General features: G+C 40.3%; 18 protein-coding genes. 2 read left to right on the top strand and 16 right to left on the bottom strand.

Annotation, left to right across the window (positions count from 1 at the left end; translation table 11 throughout):
• The 4 genes from ACPC57_RS08315 to ACPC57_RS08300 all read right to left on the bottom strand — a co-directional run.
• A partial coding sequence (locus ACPC57_RS08315) for an N-6 DNA methylase (protein WP_434066707.1) occupies positions 1-2,429 on the bottom strand: 2,429 nt, incomplete at its 3' end.
• A gap of 49 nt (positions 2,430-2,478) precedes the next feature.
• Complete coding sequence (locus ACPC57_RS08310; protein WP_220017037.1) at positions 2,479-3,030, bottom strand: hypothetical protein; 552 nt, start codon at positions 3,028-3,030, stop codon at positions 2,479-2,481.
• On the bottom strand, positions 3,014-3,205 hold the full coding sequence (locus ACPC57_RS08305; RefSeq protein ID WP_071519583.1) for a thrombospondin type 3 repeat-containing protein: 192 nt from the start codon (positions 3,203-3,205) through the stop codon (positions 3,014-3,016). The genes ACPC57_RS08310 and ACPC57_RS08305 overlap by 17 nt, the downstream gene beginning before the upstream one ends.
• Positions 3,202-8,100, bottom strand: a complete 4,899-nt coding sequence (locus ACPC57_RS08300) for an SspB-related isopeptide-forming adhesin (protein ID WP_434066706.1) — start codon at positions 8,098-8,100, stop codon at positions 3,202-3,204. The genes ACPC57_RS08305 and ACPC57_RS08300 overlap by 4 nt, the downstream gene beginning before the upstream one ends.
• A 171-nt stretch (positions 8,101-8,271) precedes the next feature.
• On the opposite strand from ACPC57_RS08300, the gene ACPC57_RS08295 reads away from it, so the two are divergent.
• Positions 8,272-8,862, top strand: coding sequence for a type IV toxin-antitoxin system AbiEi family antitoxin domain-containing protein (locus ACPC57_RS08295; RefSeq protein WP_434066705.1), 591 nt, complete (start codon positions 8,272-8,274; stop codon positions 8,860-8,862).
• Positions 8,859-9,704, top strand: a complete 846-nt coding sequence (locus ACPC57_RS08290; protein WP_434066704.1) for a nucleotidyl transferase AbiEii/AbiGii toxin family protein — start codon at positions 8,859-8,861, stop codon at positions 9,702-9,704. Before ACPC57_RS08295 ends, ACPC57_RS08290 begins: the two co-directional genes overlap by 4 nt.
• Positions 9,705-9,764: 60 nt before the next feature.
• On the opposite strand, the gene ACPC57_RS08285 is transcribed toward ACPC57_RS08290, so the two are convergent.
• From ACPC57_RS08285 to dcm, 12 genes are all read right to left on the bottom strand, one after another.
• On the bottom strand, positions 9,765-12,566 hold the full coding sequence (locus tag ACPC57_RS08285) for a phage tail tip lysozyme (RefSeq protein ID WP_434066703.1): 2,802 nt from the start codon (positions 12,564-12,566) through the stop codon (positions 9,765-9,767).
• Between the two features lies 1 nt (position 12,567).
• Positions 12,568-14,919, bottom strand: a complete 2,352-nt coding sequence (locus ACPC57_RS08280; RefSeq protein WP_434066702.1) for a VirB4-like conjugal transfer ATPase, CD1110 family — start codon at positions 14,917-14,919, stop codon at positions 12,568-12,570.
• Entirely contained in the window at positions 14,876-15,229 is a 354-nt protein-coding gene (locus tag ACPC57_RS08275; RefSeq protein WP_001097577.1) for a PrgI family protein, read from the bottom strand. Before ACPC57_RS08275 ends, ACPC57_RS08280 begins: the two co-directional genes overlap by 44 nt.
• A 61-nt stretch (positions 15,230-15,290) precedes the next feature.
• Positions 15,291-16,145, bottom strand: coding sequence for a conjugal transfer protein TrbL (locus tag ACPC57_RS08270; protein WP_002935114.1), 855 nt, complete (start codon positions 16,143-16,145; stop codon positions 15,291-15,293).
• Positions 16,146-16,163: 18 nt separating this feature from the next.
• Positions 16,164-16,406, bottom strand: a complete 243-nt coding sequence (locus ACPC57_RS08265; RefSeq protein WP_001072182.1) for a hypothetical protein — start codon at positions 16,404-16,406, stop codon at positions 16,164-16,166.
• Positions 16,407-16,423: 17 nt separating this feature from the next.
• Positions 16,424-18,241: a VirD4-like conjugal transfer protein, CD1115 family gene (locus ACPC57_RS08260; RefSeq protein WP_434066701.1), complete on the bottom strand. Its 1,818-nt coding sequence runs from the start codon at positions 18,239-18,241 to the stop codon at positions 16,424-16,426.
• Positions 18,241-18,729 carry a hypothetical protein gene (locus ACPC57_RS08255; RefSeq protein WP_434066700.1) on the bottom strand — a complete coding sequence of 163 codons (489 nt, stop codon included), beginning with the start codon at positions 18,727-18,729 and terminating at the stop codon, positions 18,241-18,243. The genes ACPC57_RS08260 and ACPC57_RS08255 overlap by 1 nt, the downstream gene beginning before the upstream one ends.
• Positions 18,730-18,805: 76 nt before the next feature.
• Positions 18,806-19,390, bottom strand: coding sequence for a CPBP family intramembrane glutamic endopeptidase (locus tag ACPC57_RS08250; protein ID WP_434066699.1), 585 nt, complete (start codon positions 19,388-19,390; stop codon positions 18,806-18,808).
• Positions 19,391-19,392: 2 nt separating this feature from the next.
• On the bottom strand, positions 19,393-19,626 hold the full coding sequence (locus tag ACPC57_RS08245; protein WP_071519592.1) for a transcriptional regulator: 234 nt from the start codon (positions 19,624-19,626) through the stop codon (positions 19,393-19,395).
• An 8-nt stretch (positions 19,627-19,634) separates the two neighbouring features.
• The gene (locus tag ACPC57_RS08240) at positions 19,635-20,018 is read right to left on the bottom strand and encodes a hypothetical protein (protein ID WP_434066698.1); all 384 of its coding nucleotides are present in this window, start codon (positions 20,016-20,018) and stop codon (positions 19,635-19,637) included.
• Between the two features lie 10 nt (positions 20,019-20,028).
• Positions 20,029-20,457 carry a hypothetical protein gene (locus tag ACPC57_RS08235; RefSeq protein WP_434066697.1) on the bottom strand — a complete coding sequence of 143 codons (429 nt, stop codon included), beginning with the start codon at positions 20,455-20,457 and terminating at the stop codon, positions 20,029-20,031.
• On the bottom strand, positions 20,441-21,796 hold the full coding sequence (gene dcm, locus ACPC57_RS08230) for a DNA (cytosine-5-)-methyltransferase (RefSeq protein ID WP_434066696.1): 1,356 nt from the start codon (positions 21,794-21,796) through the stop codon (positions 20,441-20,443). Before dcm ends, ACPC57_RS08235 begins: the two co-directional genes overlap by 17 nt.
• Positions 21,797-21,856: the final 60 nt, after the last annotated feature.

The raw sequence follows: 21,856 nt of genomic DNA, 5'->3' as shown, positions 1-21,856 counted from the left end.
TCATGCACCAAATCAAGGGATTTTTTAACAAAATAGTCATGAATCATATAAGGCTTATCGTACTTGTTATCCGCAATCCGAATATTGGCAAATGGCACATTTGAAATTACCAAATCAAAACTATCATCATTAAAAGCAACCGTCTCAAATCCTTTGACCTCAATATGGCTATTCGGGTGAAGGTGCTTGGCAATGGCTCCTGTGATGGTATCTAACTCCACACCATACAGCTCGCTTTTATCTCTCAAATGTGTTGGCATAGCCGCAAAGAAATTCCCTGTTCCCATGGAAGGGTCTAGGATTTTTCCGCCTGTAAAACCATCTCTTTCCAACTTATCCCACATCTGACGGATAAGGGCAGGGTCCGTGTAATAAGCCGTCAGAGAGGACTGTTTCATATCTGAATATTCTTTATCTGAGACTAATCTTTTCAGTTCTTCTCTTTCCTTAGAAAATTTTGGATTATAGTCATCAAAAAAATCATTGGCAAGTCCACCCCAGCCCACATACTTGGCAAGGAGTTCTTGTTCACTTGGATTTGCCTGACGGCGTTCCGTTTCAAGTGTTTTAACCAAACGAATTGCCGCAATGTTTGTCTCAACCTTATCTCTAGCAGTCTTAGGATAGAAGTCCGTCAAATCTTCTGAAAAATGGAAGTCTATTACTGGAATCTCTGGAATTGATTCCTCTACCTCCTCAACAGGACCTTGGTTGTTTAATTGGTCAATAACATCATTGTTAGGTTCCTCTACACCACTTGGTTCTAAGAGACCGACAGTCTGAATAGGGTGCTCAATAACTGATTCTTCTTCCAGAAATGAAAAAAGGTTTAATTCTTGGTCTGCTTCTTCTACCACTATTTGTGGTTCTGCCTTTGGCTGATGAAGTGCCTGACTGACTTCTTCCCAGGTCCTGGCATAAAGAACAGGATTTTGTTCAATGATATCTGAAAAATCATTGACTAACTCAATCCGAATCAAACCGTTCAATCGAGCATCGCTGACCGACATAACCTCAAAGTCCTGTCCCTTATAGGAAACCAGTGACCCCAGAGGATAAGTGTCCAATACTCTCTGAACTAGTGGATTTTCCGTAAATTCTTCATCAACTACTTCTTTCGTCTCAGCTTTCTCTAGCTTGCTCTTCCAATCACGTAGGTTCAAGTTCGATTGACCACTTTTAGCTTTTTCAAATGTTTCTGCGTCTTCTCTACTGAGTTCTTGGTGTAAAAAGGCGTAGGCAACTTGTCGCAGCTCTTCAATGGAAAGCTGGCTACCAAAGAAAAATTCAATTTTTTCATGACTTAGCCCCATTTGGAGTAGTTCTGTCGCAAGGGCTAGTTGAGTTACCGAGGCTTTGGGATAACCACCTAATAAAGCAAGGTCCGAATTTTTCAAACGAAAACGACCTGCGGCATCCAATAAAATGCCGACTTGGTCTTGTTCAAACTGAGATAGCTCAATCCCCACTTGAGTCAATTTCTCTTGATTTTCTACCCTAATGGCTTGTCCAATTTTTTCTAATTCCTTTTCCTCAACTTGAGTCAGCGTTCGTTTCAGCTCATAGGGACTGCCATCAGCCTCTAGATTGGTAAGTAACTCTTCTCCTTCAAAGACTGGTGTCATTTCCATTTCAGTATCAAAATCACCTCGTCTAAAACTTGGGACTTTTGAACGTTCATTTCGAATTTGGTCAAAATAGGTTAGTATCTCAAATTTACGTCGTAATGATAACTCTTCATAAGCTGGCAAATGACTTGTTTTTCCAGTTTGGATATCCAGTTGAGACAAATCTACATCCAAACTAGCAATGATGAGAGAGCCATCTTCTCTAAGTGATATTACTTGATGAACACTTGTTTTGTGCTCATCAACAGTTTCTTCATTTTCTAGAACAGTTTCATCCGCTCTTGTTTCAAGCTCAGGCTCGTAAGTCAAGAGAAACTGCTCAATATCTCGGCCGATCCGATCCGCTAAATTATTAGCCACACGATAAACATTGACCAAATTTGCTCCCCTACTCTTTTCTAATAGAGAATCAGGTGAGATAGCTTGGTAGTTTCCATTGGAATCCAATAATTGAAAACGAGTGGCCAGATTAAACAAGGCCACTTCTATCACCAAGTCTTTTTCAGACGGCGATAATTTGTCAAGTTTTTGGAGACCATTTTGGCCGAATACTTGTGTATAGGTCAATAGATCATGAGCAGTATCATAAGGACTAGCCTGAACAAAAGCTGAAACATCTGTCTCAAAGTGAAGGACCTGAACAGGTCTGATGTTTGCTTGCCTATTGGTTAAAAACTGACGAATAAGATTATCCCACTCCTCGTCAAAATGCTCTGCTTGGTAATATAAAAATGCCTCAAGCAAAGCTCTATCACGAGGAATGGTGGCTCTCATCATTTGTAGTAAAACTTCTTGATTCATTATTCCCTCCCATTTAAAAAAGGCTGAGAGTATTTCTCAGCCCTTTGCGTTAATCTAGGACCAAGGCTCGTTTGTCTCTTTCTTGTGGAATTCCTTCTATTACAGTTGTCACATAGTGTTGTAAGAAATGACTTTTCTGGTCTAGTAAATCTTTTTTCAAGGCAAGGTGAACCAGGTCTCCAAAATAATCCTGACTGGAAATGGCCAAGTCCTGTTGAATCATGGCCTGTATGGTTTCAAGGCTAAGTGAAGAATAATCGTCACCATCCAAAACCTCATATTGTTCCAAGGTGTCCGAAAGACTGTTTGAAGACATTAGATCCATAATAAAACTAGAGCCTTCACCTGTTCGGTACAATTTTTCCAGAATATCAGTCATATCTGCCTGTACTTCATCCAGATATCCATCCACTTTAACTCGTAGCTCATCACTAATCAAGGATAGATCATCTTCACCCATATAATCTTGGTATACTTGATTGAGGATTGTTCTATCAGAAATACTTAATTCCAATGAGAGAAAGGCCTTGATAAACTCTTGGTAATCGTCCTTCTCCATTTCAGACAAAGTCTCTTTCATGGTGTCAAAGTTCCAAGCCATCACACAACTCCTTTTGTGGGACTAGTGGTGAATGTCTAGATTGTAGCTCCTCTAAATCAGCTTGACCATCACCATCTGTGTCAATAGCATATGGATCGGTTCCCAGAGCTAGTTCCTGAGCGTCTGTCAAACCATCATGGTCTGAATCCTTTTCATAAATGGTTTTCGGATTCATCTATTCTCCTCCTTTTTCTTCAGTTCATAAGCCGTACCAAGTAGAATACCAGCTCCAATCAAGCCCAAAAGGGATTCCTGTTCGCCTGTATTTGGCAAAATGCTTGCTGGAACAGGCGGTTCAATAGTCTCAATTGGTGGTTGAGGTGGGGTAGGTTGATTTGGACTTGGTTCTTCAGGTTCAGGTGTATGTGTTACAACTGTATTTGAACTGATGACATAGCCATTCACTGTATGGAGATAGGTATTCTCCACCTGACCAGCCGCAATCCGTTTCATCTGCAGGTAAACATCTGCCTGAAAAGCTGAATCATCAGATATAGTCTCTAAGAAGGCTTTATCAAATGAAATTGACACTAGGCCATTTTCTGTATCTACCTGTTGCAAAGTATATTTCGTGACTTCCGTTCCTTCTTTTAAGACCGAACCGTCTTTGAGGGTGACATCCGTCATCAGATAGCTGCGATAAACACCATTGTACTCATCATGCTTTTCATCATAGTTATCTTCAAAACCATATTCAAATAAATCTGTCGCACGATTGCTTGGGATCATCGCTCCAACTAAGCGATAGTTAAAGATTTGATTCAGGGACACTTCTTTCCCATCAAGGCTATCATCTTTATGGGATAAGTCAATCATTACATCTTTTTTTGGATCTAATTTGGGAACATTATTGACCACTGTTTCTGTGACACAGGCCAAGCCAAAATCAATTTGATAGGCTGTATTTTCATACTGACCACCTGTTTTGGTCAACTCATTCTTAACCGTCATTGGAAGCGTGACAACTAAGGTTTGACCAGTCTTCACATAGTTCTCATAAAAGGTTTTAGGATCACCGCTACTAAGGACTTGAATGGCTCCTTTAGGTATAAACTGACGATTAGCCATCGCATCTTGGACGACTTTCGGAGCTTCTGATAAACTAGCGTATGTGCTAACAGAAATACCAGATACACGATTGCCATCCTTATCCAAAACTTGAATGCCATCAGGATTTAGGGTAAGGGCTTCTTCTGGGTAATCGTCTACCATGTAAAATCCCTTGGCAAGAACATCATCCGTCACGACCATGTCCTTGTATTGACTGTAATCCAAGACAATTTTGTAATAATTGACTGTATTCGGAAGGACAGTCTTTCCATCTATTGAAATGCCTTCTTGATTGGTATTAGACTTGTGTGGAGTTACTTTAGGGACAAAATTGGTCACCGTATTAGTTTCATATGCTTGTCCAAAATCCACCTGATAGGCCACGTTTTCATAAGACTTCCCTGAATTAATCATGGTTTCCAAAACAGTCATCGGAGTGACGATGGTAATATTCTCCCCCTTGGTCACATAAGATTCATAAAAGGCTTGTGGGTCTTCTGGCATGAAAACTTGAAAAGCTCCTGTAGGCTGAATTTTTTGATTAGAAAGGGCTACTTGTAAAGATTTAGGAGCTTCTGATAATTGAGCATAGGACTTCACCGTGATTCCTGAAACTGTTTTTCTATCAGATGTAATAAACTGAATAGCTGTTTCATCCGGCAATAAAGCTTCTTCTGGATAATCATCCACAAAGTAAAAACCTTGTTCAATCTGAGACTCGTCTGCTTTAATCCCTCGATATTGGTCCAAATCCCATGAGAGAGTATAGTGATTTTGAGTTCCCACTAGCATTGGCTTCCCGTTGATATCCACTTTGTCTTTATTGAGGTTTCGTTTCTTTGGTTCTGGAGAAACAAGGGTGTTGGTCACTTCCTTGGTTTCATAACCATTGCCGAAATCCACTTGGTAAGCCTTGTTTGTATAGGTCTTGGTATGACCGTAGAGACTATCTTTAACCGTCATTTTGGTCAAAAGAGCAAGGGATGTACCTGTTTTTACATATTGGTCATAAAAGGCTTGGTTATCATCTGGCATAAAGACTTGAAAAGCTCCTGTCGGTGTAATCTTAGCACGAGCTAATTTATCTTGAAGTTCTTTAGGTGCTTCATTTAACGTAGCATAGATTTTAACCGTTATGCCTGATACTTTCTGACCATCAAGCGTTGTTATAGCCGTGCCATTTTCCACCACATCAAGCACTTCCTCTGGGTAATCGTCCACAAAGAAGAAGCCTCGTGCAATTGTCTCTTTAGCAGAACGATCTCCCTTATACTGGTCCAAATCCCAAGTCAATCGGTAGTGGTTGGTTGTACCAAGAGCTACGACCGTATCGTTAATGAGAACACCATCCGCATTTTCATTGTTCTTGTCTGGTGTAATAAGTGTAGTTGTCTCCCCATCACCTGGTGTACGAACCGTCACCACATTTGAAGTGACTGTATAGGAATTGGCTGTTCCCTCGTTCAATAGGAGTTTGTAACTATTGGAATAGGTCGCCCCATCATTTTGAACAGTTCCATAAAGTTTGGGAGCGGTCAATTGATAAACCTTGGTTAAATCTTTATTCACCTCCTGCAACAAGTTTTCCTTAGCGGTCAAGGTCACAAAATTCTTTGTCTCATCAAAGCTAAGGACATAGTTTCCATTCTCTTTTTGTGTTGTTTCCTTATCAAACAGGTAACCAGCAGGCAAGTAGTCCTCAAAAATGAGACTAGTCGTTTGAGAACGATTGGACGATAAGGCATCAGCTGTTAAGGGATAAATCACCGTTGAATCTTTAGCGACAGTTTTCTCATGAAGATTAGCTTGGTCACTATTGACCACTTCTTTCATAATCTCTGGAGTTGTCGTCAAACGGTACGCATGATAATGGACAGTCGGAACTTGTGGTGGCGTTGGAAGTTCTTTTGGAATAGGTTTGACAGGTAAGGTTACCTTGGTCAAAGTTAGACTAGACTGCACCACTTCTTCAAAAGGCTTTGGCGTGAAGGTTGCAGGCTTTTCTGGTATAAAGGTTTTTGGTGTATAGACATCAGGTGTTACCGTAATAGGTTCTGGAACGGGTTCAAGTTCCACCGTTACATGAGGTTTGGGACTATAAGGTGTTACTGTACGTGCAACTGGTAGGGTATTCAAGGCAAACCAGTATGATAATCCAACATTTTTAGGCATATCGCCCTGACCAAAGGTGACTGTATAGGTATTGCCCGATGTGACCGTTGAGACAATGGCTCCTTTATAAGCATAACGACTTGATGTGGTATCCCATTCTTCAGGTAAATTCAAATCGCTTGCACGGTTGGAACCCAAAGAACGTGCTAGACCTTCATTAGTCACTTGAACGGTTGAGCCATTAATCGGCACAAATTTCCCAGATGAATCTTTAACATATTCTAAACCAATGTCATTATGATTGAGGGAAGAATGTGTAAAGACACCTGGTTTTTCTTTGGAGAAGGTAACTTGCGAACCGTCTTCCAAAAAATACTTAGCAACTACGCGAAACTCCATCTTATCCGTTCGCCAGTCACCATTTCCATCATTTCGGTAGGCGATAAAGCCTTCAGTAGGATCATTTGGTACAACCAGCTTCACGGTAGCGGTTCCAGCTGGTGATACAAGGTTGGTAATATCGTAAGTCACGCGGCTAATCTTTTTCCCATCAAATCGTGCATGTTGAAGATTTTGATAGTTAAAGCTTAGGGTCTCACCTGTTCTGAAGCTATCATAGACAAAGAATCCTGTTGAATCCAAAATTCTTGAGTAGCCCCCAAGCATGGCATCGCCAGTTGAAATAATCTGATCAGGATTTCGGGTAATGGCCCCATGTTGTGCTTGGGGTTCACCGTTATTGAGATTGAGAGCTTGAGCAAGGGCTTCAGAAATATAACCTTCTTCACCTTTTGAAATCTCGGCCAAGTCACGTTGATAGCGTTCCATTTCTTTGGCATTGTAGACATCAATCGCTTCATTTTCTTTTCTGGCTGCGGCTTCTTTTTCCTGATTGCGTTTAGTAATGGCTTCAATCTCAGCTGCTCGATCTGAAACTAATTGTTGTTTCTCCTGATTAGCCTGTTCAACTGCGGCTTGACCTGCACGGTTTTCAGCATCAACAGCTGCTTGACCAGCCTGATTACGCCTTTCAATGGCTTCATTATCTGCCTTTGCCTTAGCAAGTCCAGCTTCATTTTCTTTTTGAATGGCCTGATTTTTCGCAACTATTTCATCAGCCTTCGTTTTCTTTGTTAGATAATCCCCTAAAGCCTGTTCGTTAGTTGATTGAATAGTTTCAGCAGTTTTGCCATAGTTTATGTAGTCAGATACAGATGTCCCATTTCCTGATGAAACCACTTGTTCATTGATGGTCACATCAGCATCTGCATACTGAGCTTTTAGGTTATTGAATTTGGTATCAACCCAAGCATTTATTTCTTTACCAGTTTGGTTGGCCCCTTCGTAGGCCTGTGACAGCTCCTTGTTTTCTTGTTCAATGCGGGCTTTATTCGATTCATATGTTGCTTTATCAGCTTTGTAGGTTTCAGTAACTTCATTGATAACCTCAACTTGTTTTTGGGCATCTGCTTCTGCTTTAGAAATTTGTTGGTTGGTTTCAGTCGCAGATGTCGTATTTCCCAAATCCATTGGACTATCTTCAACCGTAGAAATTCCTTCAGCCTTTGCCTGCTCAACTGCTTGTGTTACCGTATCATGCGGTACAGTGACAGCAATCGCTCCAATAGATTGACCAGTTGACGCTATACTTTCAGTTTGTTCAGAAACAGGGGTTGGCTGTGCTTCTGGTAAATTCGTGGCTGGATTTTCCGTTCGTTGAATGGTGGTGTCAACTGATGGTGTAACTTCATCAGCATGTGCAACCGTCCCTCCCCAAGCAACAACAGCGGTCACCATTGTTCCAAGAGCAACCGAACAAAGAGTTCGGTATTTTTTACTCTTGCGAAAGACGTGTTTCTCGCCTTTTTCCTGATTGACAAGAAAGTGATGATTACATGTTTTGGTCATAAAGTGTCCTTCTTTTCTTTTTTCTGTAGCAACAAACTGTCACTCTTTCCTCATCATAAAAAAGAAGGCTTGATTTTGTTATCACAATAAGTTCAGGGAAAAGAAAATGTTGCTTTTACACTACAAATATTGTAAAATTGTAGTGTGAAAGCAACATAGAAAGGAGTAAGAATGTCAAAAAAAGAGATTCTACTTGAATTTATAGAAAACCACAATGGCATTATCACCTATAAAGATTGTAAAGCTCTAAATATTCCAACAATATATTTGACAAGACTAGAAAAAGAAGGAATTCTATACCGCGTCGAAAAAGGAATTTTCCTAACCCAGAATGGAGACTACGACGAATACTACTTCTTTCAGTACCGATATCCCAAGGCTGTTTTCTCATATATCTCAGCACTTTATCTGCAACAATTTACAGATGAAATTCCTCAATATTTTGACGTAACCATTCCTAGAGGTTACCGTTTTAACACTCCTCCAGCTAATCTGAACATTCATTCCGTTTCTAAGGAATATAGCGAACTAGGAATTACTCTTGTAAAAACCCCTATGGGAAACGAGGTAAGGGTCTTTGATTTCGAACGTATTATCTGTGATTTTGTGATTCATCGAGAAAAAATAGATACTGATCTTTTTGTCAAAACACTTCAACATTACGGAAACTATCCTAAAAAAAATCTTACAAAACTTTACGAATATGCGACAAAAATGAACACCTTGGACAAGGTCAAACAAACTCTGGAGATCCTAGTATGAATAAAGCTAAGCTAACAGCACTCTGTCATAAAATATCAAAGAATACTGGATTAACCTTTAATTCTGTGATGACCTATTACTTTCTAGAAGTGATTTTGAAAAAATTATGTCAGAGTAGCTATTCAAATCACTATATCTTCAAAGGAGGATTCCTACTGTCAAATGTTATTGGAGTTGAATCTCGTAGCACGGTTGATATTGATTTTTTGTTCCATCAAATGACACTTTCAGAAGATACTGTAGAGCAGCAACTCAAGGAAATTTTAGCAGATTCAGAAGAAGGTATATCTTTTATGATTCAATCCATCACAGCTATTAAAGAAAGTGATGACTATGGTGGCTATCGAGCAACAATTTTGTGCCAACTTGAGAATATTAAACAAGTTATCCATTTGGATATTGCGACAGGTGATGTTGTAACTCCTCAGCCGATTACATACGACTATAAAGCTATTTTTGATGAAGACAATTTTCCAATCATTGCTTATACAATTGAAACAATTCTAGCTGAGAAACTTCAAACCATCTATTCACGTAACTTCTTGAACAGCAGAAGCAAAGATTTTTATGATGTTTATATTCTATCAAAACTAAAGAAAGAAGACATTGACTTCATTCAGTTGAAAAATGCCTGTCAGAGAATATTTTCATATCGCGGAACAGAGCTCGATTTTGAAAAGATTATTGAACTACTCGAGAGGTTCAAATCTGACACTATTCAGAATAAACAATGGCAAAATTATTCGAAAAAATATAGCTATACAAAAGAGATTTCCCTTGCAGATGTTCTTGATGAGATGATTCGTCTCATAGCAGTTCTCATTTCTATAAATTCTGATTAATAGTGACCAAAAAATAAAAAGATATGCTAACATTTATACATTTTGTTAGCATATCCTTTTTTATTTTGTCGTATAAGCAAAACTTAAGCTACTATCCACTCCAGATAATTTTCGGAAGGTGTAGTTGGGATTGCCATTGTAGTTGGTTTCGGAGATAAGGAATGAGCCATCTGGGTAGACTTTTTCGACGAAAGCCACATGTCCGTATTCTGCTGGTGTGCCATGTCCTCCACCCGCAAAGGAAATAATAGCTCCTGCTTGCGGACTTGTTCCAGTCTCACCACCAAGGCTTGCGGCTGTACGCACCCAATCTTGGCCATTACCCATGGTACTGATAATTGAAATCTTCTCACCATTTTTACCTTTGAGTTTTAGACCCAGTTGGTTGATACGGGCTGCGACGCCCCAAGTACATTGGCCGTAAGCATAACTCATACCGTCACCACCTCCTGGAATAGAGTTTTCAAAAAGGTCTCCTCGTACAGCTTCAAGTGCTTTTGGATCACTTTGTGCTATCCCACCGTTGGGCTGACTAAAGCCTTTTTCGATTTGGTAATACCACTCACTGGCTCGTGTCTGACGTTCAAGTAGCTTATCACCTGAATTTCCTTCCCAGTAAATGAGAAAGAGTTGGGCAAGACTAGCTGGACTTCCTGAATTTTTGAAGAAGTCCTTTAACCAGTTGGTGTAATAAGGACTATCCCCATACAACATGAAATCCATTTGTAACCCTAAGTCATACCACTTTTGATGTTTTCCTATGGCATATTCGAGCAATAAGCTATGTCTACGTGACCCATCTGCATTATCTGTCCATTGTCCTAAGCCTAAACCACGTTTAAGAATATTTGGGTAATGTCCATTATATATAGTTGGACCATTGAGTGAAAGCCAACTCTCATCATCCCACGAACTATCCGTCGCACCAATAGGAGGAGATAGATAGTCACCTTCCGCACGCTTGGGACTAATAGAGGATTCTACTGACCAATTTCCTAAAATGGCTGCGATAGCTTGATTGGTCGCACCATTACTTTTGAGATAGTCATAAATCGCCTTGGCTCTCTCGAACTCATCGCCGCTAAACTGACCAATAGTTGGAAGAATGGTGGTCTGAACCTGGATTACTTTTGGAAAGTAGAATGCTGGATTGACAAAGACCAACTTATCCGTGTCATCATCAACCTTTTGATAGGTGAGTTTTAGACCCGCTCCATCCTTGGTTTGACCAATAATGTCTCCTGCCAAGACTTTTTGATGTTCACTCACTCGGCCTGAATGAATGCCAAACAAGGTTAGTTTAGTCTTATTCACTCCCTTACCAGATGTCAGAATAACGTTCTCTCCATCAAGAGATACCTTGCCATCCATTGGAGCCACAATGACTTGACCTTCTTTTGCTTCTAAGATAATATGGTGATGAAGCGTTGGTTTCTCATCAATGACCTCATAACCATATCGGTAGGTCATGTTTAAGCTATCTTCATCAGTCTGTCCCTGAAAGGGATTATCCAATTCTTGAAGGGCTAAATAGTTGCCTTCTTCGGTCAACTCCTTTAGTTCTTCTTGGTCCTCATCAGACAGCTTGTAAGCAGGTTCTTTATACAAGTCAGACATGGATTTAATAGAATCACCACCATTTAAATCCGTCCAGACTTGACTGAGAAATGCTTTGTAGGTCGCACCACCTGTTTCCATGACATCGTCAAGCTTGTAGTCTTGGTATTGATGATTCATGTAAACCATGACCTCATCAATCTTGGTGTAATAGGTAATCCCTTTTTCGTTAGTTCTCGTATGCTCCGCATCTTCCCACGTCATGTGGGTATAGGCCTTGGTCAATTCCATCTCATCTTGTTGAATGACACTGCTTCCTGAGACACTCATGAAAAAGCTCAACATCAAAAGGAGTAACAAGAGAATGCCTGAGACAATCCAAGTCAAAGGATTTCCCGCGATTGCAGAAAAGAAGGTCAGACTTCCCTTAATGGCTTGGACAACCCCCTTAACTCCTGCTAGACTGTGCTTTCTGGCATGCTTTAAAAAGGTTTGGTAGCGTCTTTGTGGTTTAAGAGTTTTCTGGCGTGTGAATCCTTTTCCTTTTTTGAAGTTCTGGAATCGTTCCTTTCCATGAGCCACTTTCGTCTTTGTAAAACGCACACCAGTCTGTCCACTTTTCACCGCCACTTTACCAGCTTGATAAGTAAACCTGCCATAGCGGCTGGCTTTCAAGCTAGTATCCTTTAAGGTTCTTAGACCATCTAAATCATCATCCTGTGCTACCAAGTCAAGCGATTCAGATGCAACTAAGCCTAATCCAACTTTGAACTTGGTGGAGTTTTTCTTAGACTTTTGGACTTTCTTAAGTTGTTTGACCTCACGTTTGGCAGAACTTACTTCTTTTTCTGCACTTAGTCGATCAAATGACTTTTCTTGGTGAAACTGAAAGCGAGACTTCACGGAAGGATTTTCTTTTTGGAAAGTAAACTTGGGATTAACTTCCTTTTGCTTCTCACTTAGTTTCACTTCTGACAAATGTTTTCTTGCCGTCCGCAAACGTTCTTGAGCTTGAGGAAGTCGATACCTCTTGATTTCCTTTACCTTCAACAGTCTAGGAGACACATAGGTAATTTCCTTTAGAAACTTCTCTTCTGCTTCTTGTTGGCTACTGAGTAGATTTTCTTTTAACTCTGTTTTCTTTTCCTGAAAAAGAGAATTTTGGGCTAGTTTACGAAATCGTCCTTTTTTAGGAACAGTCTGTCTTAAGGTCCTAACTTCTTTCCGATAATGCATACGGGCTGATTTTAAGTTGCTTCGAAAATTTTGTCTGGCTTGTTTGACTAGCTTTTTATCCTCTTTCATCTCATGTCCTCATTTTTTCAGGGTCCGTACTCATGATGTCAAAGAGCTCAGTGTGTTGTGGAATCTTATTCTTAAACGGGACAAAGGTGGAACCGGCCTTAATTAAGCCTGCCCCTTTTTCAGGATTGACCAAGTATTTCTCCAGTTCCTTGGAAAGTCCAAGCATATGCACCAATTCTTCGCGATCGCTCTTAGCCTGTTTTAATAGAATCATAAACTCGCTATTGGCAATAATACGTCTGCCATTGGCATCTAAAAGAAGAGTCTCTACATTTTGAGTAATGCCTGTCGGTATCGCCCCATATTTACGGACACGACTCCAGAGTTTAAAGAAGAAATCAGAGGCATATTTGTCCAATAAAAGAAGCTGCATTTCATCAAAGTAAATCCAGGTCTTCTTCCCTAGTTTCTGGTTTTTCACCACCCGATTCCAAATCTGATCAAAGATAACCATAAGGGCAATTTGTTTTAATTCATCGCCTAGCTTTTTGACATTGTAAATCAAGAAATGACTATCTGTCTTGATATTGGTCCGATGTGAGAAAATATCCAGCGACCCTTCCACATAGAGTTCCATATCCAGTGCCAAGTCCATAGCTTCCTGTTCAGGTTGTTGAGATAAGACAAAGACCCATTCGACTAATGATGGTGTGTCAAAATGCTTATAGGTGAGTCGAGTCACACGGTCTATCAGCGACTTTTCGCGACCATCCATTTTGCGGTCCAAGAGCTTTCCAATCCAAGACAAGAGAAATTCGGACTTGACCTTGACCGGATCTTCATCCATATTCTCATCTGATAGATCTAAGACATTTAAAAAGGTAGTAGAATCTGGGGCAATATCAATACTCTCTCCACCAAAGGCTCGACCGATAATACTGTACTCATTTTCTGGATCAACAATAATAATTTCAGTATCACTATCTGCTTCCTTGAGCTTAGTAGAGATGATTTCATGTTTTGTCGCCATCCCTTTTCCAGCTCCAGAAGTCCCTAAAATCAAACCTGACGGAGTATTTAACTTGCCACGGTCAATACTGATGATATTACTTGAAATCTGATTAATGCCATAAAATTTCCCACCCTTGTCCTGAATATCAACGGAAGTCCAAGGTGCATTCACGGCAATGTTTGAAGTCAATAGAGACCGAGAAACGCCTTCAAGATAGTTCTTCCCAAATGGTAAGAGACTATTAAAGGCAGCTTCTTGCATGTAGGTCAAGTTGTCAATAATCATGTCATTTGACCCCGCCACTTGCTTGATAATATCAAGAGATTGTTTGAGTTGGTCTTCGGTATCTGCCAGCACACCAATTAGAAATACGGTGTCAAACAGCTTATCTCCTGTTTGGGTCATGGTTTGAAGGAGAGCTTCTGCTTCATCGATGTTGTTTTCAAGAACATGGCCGACCTTCTCCAAATAGATACCAGTCCGAGCCATCTTTTGTTGTTCCCCAATCTTTTGCGATTCCATCAAAGTTTTCTTGGTTCGTAACTTGGTCATGGTTTCAGACTTGGTGGAGCCTTTAGCATGTAGGCTAATCATCACTTCCAAATCTGACTGCATGAGGTCACGAATAAATTTATCCCCTAGCTCCATACCGTAATCACGAACATAGACAATCTGTAATAATCTATCATCCAATTCAATATGATTCTTGTGTTTAAAGGAAAGGTAGGTTGGGGCAATAAAGTGTTTGGTGGATTGACCTGAGAGGGTCAAATCCTTGTAAGAGAACGGTAAATGATTTTCACCTCGCAACATATCCGCAAGGACATTCACTCGCTCTTCTCCACCAATCAGACCAAGAGATACATCAATCTCTGAAAAGCCACTCTTGAAATATTCCCCAATTTGCGACAGAGAGCGATAGGCTAGTTTTGGACTCTGGTCGCTCTTGCCAAATGAAAGAAACTTGACAGCATAAAAGTTATTCTCGCCCGCCTCTAAGTTGGCATTCATCATGCGATTTAATTCATCACGATAAGCATCAAACCCATCTTCCTGTAAGGGATAGAGAATACTCTTACGGAATTTTTCCAAATTGACCTTTTGATTGAAAATGGTCAGTTGGAAATTGGTCTTATCATCCAGTGAATTGATTAAATCGGAATATTTTTCAACAATAGCTCCTTTATCATCTAAACCAACTGTTTGATAATTGACATCTCCTAAGAGATAGGTTTGTGAGAAATAACTTGGACTGACCTGCATGAGTCCATTTTGAAAAAGTCCTTGATAGGCTAACGTATTTACGGTAGAAGGTCTGATCTCCTGCTTCTGTGTTTTCGTCTTTTGCTTTTTGTCATTAGAAGAGGTCTTTGGTTTCATTGAGTGTTTTAATTTTTTCACGTTGGTCTCCTTTTCTTCCAGTAAATGTACGATCTGGTACTGTCAGTTCATAATGAAATCGGTACTTGAGATAGATTTCAAATGGTAAATCATTGGGTCGGTAGACCCCAAATAACATGAGTGGAATGGTAAAGCTAAAAACAAAACCATAAACAAACCAATCCCCAAATTGCCAGTAAAATAGGTTCAAGCCCAATACCAAAATGGTTAGGGCGACGGCTGGAAATACAAAAATAACCTGTCTAGTTGTAAATCCTAACCATGCCCTGTGTTGAACCTTTGAGATGTCCTTAAAGACACGAGTGTTCATAAATATTCTCCAATCTAAGTAAGCTATAAAAAGAGGAGGCGAGATAATGACTCCCTTCCTCCTACATCCCCAAAATACTTCGGGCGGTTCGTTGACTACCAACTAAGGCAATGATTAACAATATGGCCTGTACCAAGCCACCAAACATAATGGCGAGTGATTCCATAACTCCAGCTCCATTTGATACGGCAATCTTTCCAGCCGATTCAAACAAGGGAACAAGAGATACGATTAGAAAAATCAAAATACCTTGAACGGCATAGACCATGATGTTCTTAAGGTAGCCAATCCCAACACTTCTCCAGTCATCACTAAGGAAGGTTGGAATGGTAACAGGGGCAAAAGGAATCATCAGATAGAGTTGAATAAAGCGAATGGTAATCAAGATATTGACAACCATGATACTGGCCATTCGTACCAACCAAATGAGAATCGCAAAAAATCCAATAATCATTTTTCCTACAATTCCAGACCCCTTGATGCCTGAGATGGTATCGTAATTAGCACCACCATTCGTGACAAGCCCTGCCACTTGTTCAATAACATAAGAGGCAAGGGCAATAATAGCTTCCACTATAACCGTCGTATTGGTAATCACGACCGCGACCATAATGTAGCTGACAATCATTGGTGCCATGGCTTCAAAGGTCATCGCACCACCTGAATTGGCAATTTTCTTGGCCATTTTTGAAAATTCGAGTACGAGAACAACCGCAAGAATAGCTACTCCCAAGGGCTGCATAATCCCCTTGGTAATGGCCGTCATGTAAGACCACACCGTCGGATTAAAGTCCGCTAGTGACTTAACCAAGTTGGCGGTTGATTCTAAATCCACTTGAAAACCTTCAAAAAGGCTATCGCTAGATACTTTTTCAGAGGCTAGAAATACAAAAGGTGACGTAAAATTCATCATCATGTCATGTTCTGACCTCCTCTAAATGGTAATCTGTGTCACAAAAGCGCCTGCGGCTCCCACCATGACACCACCAACAATTTCTAGAATGGCATTTCGGACACCTGGCCCACCATCTTTAATGTTGGTTGAAAGGTTGATAATACCCATGACAACAAGAAAGGCTCCTACTGCAATTAAGCCTTTTTGTAATAGAGACATGGCTTGGGAGAACATGGAGCTGGCGTCCACTCCGTAAACAAAGCCTGTTAGTTTTTGATTCATATTTTTCCTCATTTCTATTAATGTAGTGACGTTTCTGTGCTTAAATTCCTTATTGTATGCCCTGACAAATCTAGCTCTTCCTCAGCGGTTAAGGGATTGATGCGATAGTGCCACCAGCGTTCATCAGATTCCTTATCCGCAAGCCATTTCCAATTTTTATGTTTGAGTGGAAAATATTTCTTAGCTCTAAATACAGGCACTCCTGCAATTCGTACGAGGCACTCATCTCGTTTCATATTTCCGACTTCATCAGCCGTCATCAAGTCACGAGCAATTTTCTGGTGAGAGGTAGAACTTGAACCCGTCTGCCCAAAAGAACGACTGGTGCTTCTGACATCAATGGTTTGTTTACCTAAAAGACCACTCATGAATTTGAAAGTTTCCTCGTCATTTCCCCCCAAATAGAGGAGGCTATCACAGTTCCCCAGAATAGTTTTCCAAGCTTCTTTTTCCTTATAAAGTCCTTGGAGTTGGGCGATATTTTGCAAGATTGGTACTAGACTCATATTCCTAGAGCGAACTGTTGAGGTTTGTTCGGCAAAGTCTGGGATTTCTCCGACATTCGCAAACTCATCCAGATAGCTTCTAACATGAATAGGCAGTTGCCCTTTAAATTCCACATCAGCCTGTCTGGTCAAAGTGGAGAAAACAGTAGTGAAAAATAAAGCAGAAAGGAAACGAAAGGTAGTATCATTATCTGGAATGACAAGATAGACCATGGTCTTTTGAGTGCCCCACGTTTTCAAATCCATAGTGTCTCTTTGCGTCAAATCAATCACCGATTGAATATTAAAAAGAGCAAATTTAGCTGTTGTGACCGCAATCACCGAATCCAACGTCTTATCCTTATAGTTTTGAAAATCTGCCCAGTTTCGCATGGTAAAGTTTTCGTGACCGTATTTTTTTGCATAATCTTCAAACAGGACTTCAAGAATACTTTTGTCCTGATTGACTCCCTTTGATAAGAGTTTAATGAGTTTCCCAATCTCTGAAAAGGCTGGATAACGGCCACGCTTACGTCTTGCTTCCTGCTCTTGCTTGGAACTTCCTGGAGGATTGTAAAAATCCACCAAATAGGAGGCAATAGCTCTCACCAATGTCATGGAAGCCTCATCCCAAAATGGATCACTGCGAGAACCATTTCCCTTGGTATTATTAAAATAGACCGTTAACATGCGGTTCAAATCATTTTCTGTTTCTACATAACGAAAGGGATTAAAACCATCTGAATTGGTCATATTAACTAGATCTAAAACCTTGACCTGATAACTGTTTTCTAAAAAGAGTTTACCTGTCTTTTCAGCCAAATGGTCTTTAGGATCTACGACAATATTGGAACAGTTAAGTTGGATAAGGTTGGGTTTAACAAAACGAAAGGTTTTACCTGCACCAGAACCCCCAATGACAATCAAATTTTTATTTCGGTCAAACTGTGGCTTCTTCTTTTCCAACAAGGTTAGACGAACATCACGAGCTAAAATCGTGTCATTGAAAGGATTCTTACTGTAAAAGTATCGCTTTTCCTTACTGGTTCCAAATCGGGCAGAACCGTATTCTTCCCCTTCTCGATAGACCTTCTGTCCTGTCGATACATAAAGATAGACTAACATCATCGTTAGAATCCCAAGAATAAAGGCAAGAAGAGATTTTTGAGTAAAAGTAAAAAGCCATAAAGGATTGAAGAATTGATTTAGCCCTTCTCCTAAGATGTAGGCTAAACGATCCATAGGTGGGTCATTGGTTAAACTATCATAGAGTAGGGTTAGACGGTGACAGAAATAGCCAAAAGCAAGACCCAAGAGTCCAAAGACAAATGCTTTTTGCCTAGAATACATTACAAGGTCACCTCCTTGGTTTTGACTGCTGAAGGTTCTGTCACTCTAATTTTCTCTTTGGCAAGTTCTATCTCTTGGTCCAAGGTTTTATCAAAGGTTAAACCTTCTAGCTTCTCTGGATTAGACATCAGTTTCTTCAACAATTCATCTAAGTGATAATCAAGCAAGGTCTTATCCTTGGCATAAAAGTAAAGATAGTCTTTTTGCCAACTAATAGCGATTGGCAGTTTTTCTGACTCCATCAGCTCCTTAAATTTCTCCACATCAATTGGCTTATCTAGGATGTCTTTACTAACATCTATCGCTTCAATGACGTAAGGGCTTTGAAGGAGTTCTTCCAGTTTTTGAACCCCTATCTTATAAGCTGAGTCTTGGGCTAAGGCTTGCCTAGCCGACCATTCTAAGAGCTTTAAGAGGGTTCTAACTGTCAATAAACTACTTCTTTCCACGTATTGTATCGCTTGACGTTCTTGTTGTTCAGATGACATGGTGACCTCCTCTTATTTGAATTCCCTATCAAACATAAGGTTCTTCCATAATACGGAAGAACTCTTGATTTTGGTATCACAAGAAGGTTAAGACATAAACCAAACTATTCCAAAGTAAATGTAAGGTGATTGCCGTCATACAATCTGTTTTCAATCGAACAACAGCCAAAGTCAAGCCAAGACAACTATAGATGAGCCAACTCCCTAACTGAATGGGACCATGGGCAAGAACAAAGAGAAAACTGGTTACTCCTATTTGTACAAAGGGATACGTCAATTTTTCCCACAGCAGTTGCCTATAAACTACCTCTTCAAGGACACTTGCATTGACCAGAAACAATAAAAAGATAACATGTGGAACCTGCTTTCCTACTTCAACTAGTACCGATTGATTCCTAGTCTGAACTGGAAAAAGAAAACTAATTAAGACTGCAAAAGCAACCATACACGCGAAGCCAAGAAGCAACCATCTTAGGCGATTTTGTAAGGTTATATTTTTTGCTTGAACAGTTTTGTGATGAGTAATCTCTAGACAAGCTACACCTAAAATAAGCATTTGTAGCAGGATTAAGACCTTAATCGTCATATAGTCATGCAGGTATAAACTCACAAGAAGACCGTTAAGCTGTATGGCTAGATAATACAACACTATCCTTATCATTGTCACCTCTTGAATAAATCTTCATAATCAATATCTAAGACAAAAACGATTCGCTCAACCCACCTTGTCTGTGGCATTAGACGATTGGATTTGTAATGTCGTAATTTTTGATAGAGGCGATTAAACTCACTTGGATAAACATATTGACCTTTGAATACTTTGCGAGCTAGTTCTGCCCAAGTGAGGTCTTTTTCAGCCAGAATGATTTCTAAATTGTCCCAAAATCGTTCATTCATCTTCACACCTACCCTGTCACTTGTTTCATCAGGCTGGCCTGAAACAGCTCTTCTTTTACCTGTCTGGGTAGAAATGTTCTCACTTCGTCTAGTCCAATAGCTGGATAGACATGATTCTGACAGACAATGAGAGGCAGACGAAGGTTTTGTTCTGGCTTTTGGAGAATAAGCTGAATCATCTCATTCAAACTTATCGAATATTGACGCTTAAATCGAAGAAATCGTGGCGACAGCAACTCAAAACAATCCGTGGTTTTGGCAAAGAGTGACAATAAGATTTCACGGTTTACTTCACATGCTTTTGTACAACGATAAGCCACTCCATAGGTCGTCAAAATGGTTAGTAAGTCTTGATTTGTATTGGCATTATTTCCTAGATATACCTCAAGCATAGGCTCCTCCTTATAGGGTTAGGCTATTTTCAACTGTTTGTTCAGGAGTTGAAAAATAGCGACTCATATCAATGGGCAACCGTCCTTCACCAAAGCACTTGACCGTCACTAGAGTCGTTACAATGCCATCCTTTCCCCTAGCAGTATAATTTTCACCAAAGGCACGAAAGGCCAGGTGATTGTCTTTCGTCAATAGTGTATCTACACCATTTTTAATATCCCTAGTTTCCAAAAAATCCGAAATCCGATGAAGATTGGATTCGTAGAATAGGGGGCCATTCATCTCTTTGTGGTAATCATCTTCAAAAGTCACCTCAAAGTCACAATCAAAATTGGGGAGCGACAATATCTTTTCCAGTAACTGATTGGTTTCAGCTTGGTGAATACGTTCTTCTAATTCAGTACACTCTAGGATACTTTTCTTATGTAGTAGGTTCATGTTTTTCTTCCTCTTCCATTCTTCTAAATTCTCTCGCAATGGCTTCAATAACTGTGACAGTCACACTATTGCCTGCCTGTTTGTATAGTTGGCTCTTACTGGAAACACTCTCTGCTCTTTCATAAGTCCAATCAGGAAAGCCTTGAAGTCTGAAACACTCTCTTGGTGTCAGTCGTCTTATTCTCAGGCGATAAAGTTTTCCCTCTAAGACAATGCCTGTGACTTCATACCACTTATCCTGTCGATATTCCAGAGCTGCAACTACCACTCCCATATTGTCTGAAGTCGTCAGGGTATTAGATATTCCCTTTCCCACTCGTCCCCTACGTTTGATTGAGTCTGGATACGCCAGATTGACAGAGTCTCCAAGAGTTGCCTTTGCGTACCCTCTTTTTGTGGCTTCCTTGACTTTCAGAAATGGCAGCTCCTCCCTCAGCAGTATCTTTGGCACCTTGTCTCCACCTTGCATGGTGGTCAAGGTCGGTGACAAGCCAGAAATGTCAAATACTCTTCCAGTCTGGTCAAAGCTAGTCGGCAGATTTCCTGCGACAACAACCCCGTGTTTGTCTTGACTGGTCAAAGTAAACATAGGGTCTTGATTGTCCTTAAAGCGACGTCCATGTTGCCGTTTTTCTTGTCTATCTGGTGTTAAGACTGGAATGGCGATTTTAGACCCCTCTCCTTTACCTCTTGTTAGTGTAGGGGCAAGTCCACTCGTCAGATAAACTTCACCATTCAAACCACGGTTAGATGGATTGATATTGCCTAGCCTTTCAAGATGAGCTGGGCTGTTTTCTCCTCTGAGAGGAAATATGAATCTGGAACGGTATCTTCTAGAATGTCCGATAATAAAGACCCGTTCTCTGTTTTGGGGCACTTGAAAGTCTTTACTGTTAAGCACTTGCCATTCGACATCATACCCCAATTCATCCAGCGTGGTGAGGATTGTGGAGAACGTCCGTCCCTTGTCGTGATTGAGTAGGCCTTTGACGTTTTCCAAAAATAGAAAACGTGGTTGGATTTGTTTGGCCGCTCGAGCAATCTCAAAAAAGAGAGTCCCTCGAGTATCTTCAAATCCCAATCGTCTGCCTGCGAGTGAAAATGCTTGGCAAGGAAATCCCCCGCAGATGATGTCCACTTGCCCCCTAAATTGTCTAAAATCTCGGTCTGTGACCTCTTTAATGTCATGGTATTCTATTTCTCCTTCTGTGTTAAACATGACTTTGTAGGATGTTCTAGCGAATTTATCAATTTCACAAAAGCCCAAACACTCATGACCCTGTGATTCCATTCCTAACCTAAAACCACCTATCCCAGCAAATAAATCTAAAAATTTCATTTTTCCTCTCTTTCCAAATAAAAAAGAGCCTTACGATTTGTAAAACTCTTGCTTATATAT

This window comes from Streptococcus sp. VTCC 12886 (assembly GCF_049893425.1).
GTDB classification, from domain to species: Bacteria; Bacillota; Bacilli; order Lactobacillales; family Streptococcaceae; genus Streptococcus; species Streptococcus suis_AA.
This window is presented reverse-complemented; position numbering and strand designations above follow the sequence as displayed.